Below are 5,902 nucleotides of genomic sequence, written 5' to 3' on the forward strand. Positions count from 1 at the left end.
CCGTCTGCAAAGGGCTGGTGCGCGGAACCGGACGACGGGTGGCGGCAGCGAGCAACGGTGGCTCCGGCACACTCGCCGAACGGCTGACCGCCCTCCCCTTGTCCGAGCGGCGAAATCTGCTGCTCGACATGATCCGCGGGGACGTCGCGACCGTGCTCGGGCACGGTGCTCCCGGCGACATCGATCCGGTCGTGCCGTTCAAGGACCTCGGCTTCGACTCGCTGACCGCGGTCGAGCTGCGCAACCGCCTCAACGCCGCCACCGGGCTCACGATGTCCGCCACCGCGGTCTTCGACCATCCCAACCCGGCGGCCCTCACCAAACACCTGCTGACCGAGATCGGCGGCGACCCGACACCGGCGGTGCCGGCCGGAGCCGCCCTGCGGGCCGAACTGGACCGGCTGGAGGCCGCGCTCGCCGCCGCGCCCGACAGCGAGGACGAGGACCTGGTCTCCGCCCGGCTCGAGGAGCTCGTGGCGAGGTGGAAGCAGCGGCGCGTGCCGGCCGCGGCCGCGGCGGTCGGCGATCGGCTGGAGACGGCCACCACCGACGAGGTACTCGCATTCATCAACGACGAGCTCGGGATCCGTTGACCGGGAAGGGCAGACTCCAGGTGCCGAACGACGAGACGCTGGTCGACTATCTCAAGCGGGTCGCTGCTGACCTGCACGAGACCCGCCGCAGGCTGCGCGAGGTCGAGGAGGCCGGCCAGGAGCCGATCGCCATCATCGGCATGGCGTGCCGGTACCCCGGTGGTGTGCGGTCGCCCGAAGACCTGTGGGATCTGGTCGCCGAGGGACGCGATGCCGTCGGCGAGTTCCCCGCCGACCGCGGCTGGGGTCTGGAGTCGTTGTACGACCCGACCGGCGAGCGGAGCGGCACGTCCCTCACCGACCAGGGCGGCTTTCTGCACGACGCGGCCGAGTTCGACGCCGGCCTGTTCGGGATCTCGCCGCGTGAGGCCCTCGGCATGGACCCGCAGCAGCGGCTGCTGCTGGAGACGTGCTGGGAGGTCTTCGAGCGCGCCGGCCTGGACGCCACCACTTTGCGCGGCAGCCGCACCGGCGTATTCGCCGGCGCGGCGACCCCCGGGTTCATCGTCGGCGTGCAGGACGCCGCACGCGGCGTCGAGGGCTACACCCTCACCGGCACCTCGGGCAGCGTGCTGTCCGGGCGCGTGGCGTACACATTCGGCCTCGAAGGGCCCGCGGTCACCATCGACACCGCCTGCTCCTCGTCGCTGGTCGCGATGCACCTGGCGGGGCACGCGCTGCGTACCGGCGAATGCTCGTTGGCGCTGGCCGGTGGGGTCACCGTCATGTCGGTGCCGGGCCTCTTCGTGGAGTTCAGCCGCCAGCGGGGTCTGTCGCTGGACGGGCGCTGCAAGTCGTTCGCCGATGCCGCTGACGGCACCGGCTGGTCCGAGGGGGCCGGCGTGCTCCTGCTGGAGCGGCTGTCCGACGCGGTCCGCAACGGCCACCGCGTCTGGGGCGTGATCCGCGGCTCGGCCACCAACCAGGACGGCGCCAGTAACGGCCTCACCGCCCCCAACGGCCCGGCCCAGCAGCGGGTCATCCGGCGGGCGCTGGCGGCCGCCCGGGTCCCCGCGAGCGAGGTGGACGCGGTCGAGGCGCACGGCACCGGCACCGCGCTCGGCGATCCGATCGAAGCCCAGGCCCTGCTGGCCACCTACGGCCAGGACCGGCCGGCCGACCGGCCGTTGTGGCTGGGCTCGGTCAAATCGAACATCGGCCACACGTCCGCCGCCGCCGGTGTCGCCGGGGTCATCAAGATGGTCATGTCGATGCGGCACGGCCGGCTGGCCCGGACCCTGCACGTCGACGAACCGACCCGGCAGGTCGACTGGTCGGCGGGCGCGGTCGCGCTGCTGACCGAGGCGGTCGAGTGGCCGCGCCGCACGGGCCCCCGACGGGCCGGTGTGTCGTCGTTCGGGATCAGCGGCACCAACGCCCACGTGATCCTGGAGCAGGCACCCGATCCGGCGGCACCCGATCCGGCTGAGCCGGGCGTGCAACTGCCGGTGCTGGTCTCCGGTCATGGCGAGGGCGGGCTGCGGGCACAGGCCCGGCGGCTGGCACAGTACGTCGTGGCGCACCCCGAGGTCACCGCCGCCGACCTCGCGTACACGCTCGCCACCGCCCGCACCCACCTGGACCGCCGGGCCGCGGTCCTCGGTGCGGACCGCGAAAGCCTGCTTCGCGGCCTCGGCGCGATCGCCGACGACGGCCAGGACCCGGCCGTCCTCGAGGGCATCGGCCGGCCGGGAAACCGCCTCGCCGTGCTGTTCTCGGGACAGGGCGCCCAGCGCGCCGGCATGGGCCGCGAGCTGTACCGGGCATATCCCGTGTTCGCCGCCGCCTTCGACGCCGCCTGCGAGCATCTCGACGAGGACCTGCGCGATGTCCTGTGGGGGCCGAAGGGCGACCTTGTCGACCAGACCGGGTTCGCCCAGGCCGGCCTGTTCGCGATCGAGGTCGCGCAGTACCGACTGCTGGAGAGCTGGGGATTGACGCCGGACTTCGTGGCCGGCCATTCCATCGGCGAGGTGGCCGCGGCCCACGTCGCGGGGGTCTTCGACCTGGCCGACGCGAGCCGGCTGGTGTCCGCGCGTGGCCGGTTGATGCAGGCGCTGCCGGACGGCGGCGCGATGGTCGCGGTACAGGCCGGCCACGACGAGGTGGCGGCGCTGCTGACCGGGCATGAGGAGCGGGCGTCGATCGCGGCGGTCAACGGACCCCGATCGGTGGTCGTCTCCGGCGACGCCGACATGGTGGACGACATCGCGGCGCTGCTGCGCGAGCAGGGCCGCAAGACCCGGCGGCTGCGGGTGAGCCACGCCTTCCACTCGCCCCGCATGGAGCCGATGCTGGCGCAGTTCCACGAGGTCCTGGCCGGCCTGCGCTACCGGCAGCCGGACATCCCCGTCGTCTCCAACCTCACCGGGCAGGTGCACGCCCCCGTCGGGGCCGAGCACTGGATGCGGCATGTCCGGCAGCCCGTGCTGTTCGCTGCCGGGATCCAGGCCATGGCCACGGTGGGCGTGACCGCGTTCCTGGAGGTCGGCCCCGACGCCGTCCTCACCCCGATGGTGGACGAGATCCTCGACAAGCCGGCGACCGTCGTCCCGCTCCTGCGCGGGGACCGCCCCGAGGTGTCGGCCGCGCTGGCCGCCGCTGCCGCCCTGCACGTACGCGGAGTGCCGGTCGACTGGCCCGCCGTCGCCGGCGGAGTCGGCGAACTCGTGGACGCGCCCACCTACGCGTTCCAGCGGCAGCGGTACTGGCAGGTGCCCGGTGGTTCGACCGCCCGCGACCTCGCCGACGCCGGACTGACGCCGTCCGACCACCCGCTGCTGAGCGTCACCGTCGCGCTCGCCGAGCACGATGGTGTGCTGCTGGCCGGCCGGGTCGCCGCCGGTACGCCGGGATGGCTGGCCGACCACGTCATCGGGGACAGCCGGCTGCTGCCCGGTTCGGCCCTCCTCGAGCTGGCACTGCGCGCCGGCGTGGAGGTCGGCTGCGAGCACGTGGCCGAACTGATCCTCGAGGCGCCGTTCGTGCTGTCCGGCCCAGCCCGGATCCAGCTCGCCGTCGGCGCACCCGCCGACACCGGTGCCCGGTCCGTGGCGATCTACTCCCGCCCGGACGGCCCGGAAGCCGACGACTCGACATGGACTCGCAACGCCAGCGGCACCCTCATGCCCGGCACCGGCCCGGCGACCGTGCCGTGGGCCGAGTGGCCGCCGGCCGGCGCGGATCCGCTGGACGTCAGCTCCCTCTACGGAGACCTCGCCGACCGCGGCTACCGGTACGGGCCGGCGTTCCAAGGCCTCCATACGGCGTGGCGGCGCGAGTCGGAGGTATTCGCCGAGGTCGCCCTGCCCGACGCGTACCAGGCCGAGGCGGGCAGCTACATCGTGCACCCCGCCCTGCTGGACGCCGCGCTGCACACCGTCGGGTTGCTGGGATCCGGCGAGGCGATCCGGGTGCCGTTCACGTGGACCGGCGTATCCGTGCATGCCGCCGGCGTGCCCGCGCTCCGCGTACGCCTGGCGTTGGACGGTGACACCGCCACCATTCTGGCGGCCGACCCGGCCGGCTCCCCGGTGCTGTCGGTCGACGCGGTGGTCCTGCGCACGGCGACCGAACCGGGCCGTACCTCCGGAGGCGACCGGCTGTTCCGCGTCGAGTGGGTGCCGGTCGAGCCGGTCGAGCCGGTCGAGCTTCCGGACGTGCTGCGCTGTGCGCCCGCCACGGCGACCCGGACCTTGCTCGATGAGGTCCTGGCCGCGGTGCGCTCGACGGACCGGCTCGTGGTGGTGACGAGCGCCGGCGACCTCGCTCATGCGGCGGTACGGGGGTTGGTGCGCTCGGCGCAAACGGAGTATCCGGGCCGGTACGTGCTGGTGGAGGGCGACGGCGTCGACGACGACATGTTGGGCGCGGCGGTGGCCTCCGGAGAGCCGGAGGTCGCGGTGCGCGACGGGGCGTTCGTCGTGCCACGGCTGGTGCGGGCGGAGGCGGCGCCGCGGCTGTCGCTCGACCCGGCCGGAACGGTCCTGGTGACCGGCGGCACCGGGGCGCTGGGCGGCCTGGTGGCCCGGCATCTGGTGGCGGAGTACGGGGTACGGCGGTTGGTGCTGGCGGGCCGGCGGGGTCTCGCCGCCGCCGGTGCGGCCGAGCTGCGCGACGAGCTGTCGGCCGCCGGCGCCGAGGTGACGGTGGCGGCGTGTGACGTGGCCGACCGGGAGTCGCTGGCGGCGTTGCTCGCCGGCGTGGCAGACCTGACCGCGGTCGTGCACTGCGCCGGCATCGTGGACGACGCCACCATCGAGTCGCTCACCGCCGAGCAACTGGAACGCGTGCTGCGGCCCAAGGTCGACGGGGCCGTCAACCTGCACGAGCTGACCCGCGACCGTGATCTGTCGGCGTTCGTGCTGTTCTCCTCCGCAGCCGGCGTGCTCGGCAACCCCGGGCAGGCCAACTACGCGGCGGCCAACGCGTTCCTGGACGCGCTCGCCGAGCACCGCCGATCCGCCGGGCTGCCGGGGGTGTCGCTCGCCTGGGGCCCGTGGGATCAGGAGAGCGGGGTCGTCGCCGGTCTCGGCGCCGCCGACCACGCCCGGCTCGCCCGCTCCGGTGTCCTGCCGCTCTCCGCCGAGCAGGCGCTCGACCTTTTCGACGCGGCCCTCGACGCCGAGCATCCCGTGCTCGTCCCGATCCGCCTCGACACCAAGGCATTGCAGGCGCAATCCGTCGCCGGTTTACTCCCCGCCCTTCTCCGGAACCTCGTACGGGCGCGGCCGGCGAAACCCGGGTCGGTGTCGCGCAGCGGCCTGCTCGCGACCCTGGCCGCGCTCTCCGAAGCCGAGCAGGACAAGGCGCTGCTCGACGTGGTGCGCTCCACCACCGCCCTGGTGCTCGGCCACCCGTCACCGCACACCGTCGACACCGGCCTGCCGTTCAAGGAACTGGGATTCGACTCCCTGACCGCGGTCGAATTGCGCAACCGGCTGGGCGTCGCGACCGGCCTGCGCCTGCCCGCCACCCTGACCTTCGACTACCCGACCCCGGCGGTCCTCGCCCGTCAGCTACGCGCCGAACTGGTGCTCGACCGGCCCGCGAAGCCCGCCGCGACCACCATCACCGGCTCCGACGAGCCGATCGCCATCGTGGGCATGGCGTGCCGCTACCCGGGCGGGGTGTCCTCACCGGAGGAGCTGTGGGAGCTGGTGGCGGCCGGCCGGGACGGGATCTCGACGTTTCCCGACGGCCGGGGGTGGGATGTCGAGCGGCTGTTCGACCCCGACCCGGAGGCGGCCGGAAAGAGCTACACCCGCGAGGGTGGATTCCTGCACGACGCGGCGGACTTCGACGCCGAG

At 73.8% G+C, this 5,902-nt stretch carries 2 protein-coding genes; both read left to right on the forward strand.

From position 1 onward, the window contains the following. Positions 1 to 593: phosphopantetheine-binding protein (locus tag Adu01nite_RS47230; protein WP_239133246.1), on the forward strand; the 593-nt coding region annotated here is incomplete at its 5' end. A gap of 20 nt (positions 594 to 613) precedes the next feature. After that, positions 614 to 5,902, forward strand: a 5,289-nt coding sequence (locus tag Adu01nite_RS47235) for a type I polyketide synthase (RefSeq protein ID WP_203735974.1), incomplete at its 3' end; no start/stop codon positions are given.

This window comes from Paractinoplanes durhamensis (assembly GCF_016862175.1).
Taxonomy (GTDB): domain Bacteria; phylum Actinomycetota; class Actinomycetes; order Mycobacteriales; family Micromonosporaceae; genus Actinoplanes; species Actinoplanes durhamensis.